Raw genomic sequence first — 450 nt, forward strand, 5'->3', positions numbered from 1 at the left:
GATGTGGAGGATATCATACATTATTTATATTAAATGATGGTACTGTTAGAGGATGTGGATATAATGCATATGGTCAATTAGGTATAGGTAATACTACTAATCAAACTAGTATAGTTAATATACCTATTAGTAATGTGAAAGATATTGTATGTGGATTCGAACATACAATATTTATATTAAATGATGGTAGTATTAGAGGATGTGGAAGAAATGATTATGGTCAATTAGGTATAGGTAATACTAATAATCAATCTAGTATAGTTAATATACCTATTAGTAATGTGAAAGATATTAGATGTGGAGGATATCATACATTCTTTATATTAAATGATGGTAGTATTAGAGGATGTGGAAATAATGCATATGGACAATTAGGTATAGGTAATACTACTAATCAAACTAGTATAGTTAATATACCTATTAGTAATGTAAAAGATATTGTATGTGGAT

Annotated in this window: 1 protein-coding gene; it reads left to right on the top strand. The window is 26.9% G+C overall.

What is annotated here, in order from left to right:
• The coding region (locus ETC00_RS19855; protein ID WP_371808925.1) for an RCC1 domain-containing protein at positions 1-450 on the top strand (450 nt) is incomplete at both ends.

It is taken from the genome of Brevibacillus sp. MCWH, assembly GCF_013096935.1.
Classification (GTDB): Bacteria; Bacillota; Bacilli; order Brevibacillales; family Brevibacillaceae; genus Brevibacillus; species Brevibacillus aydinogluensis.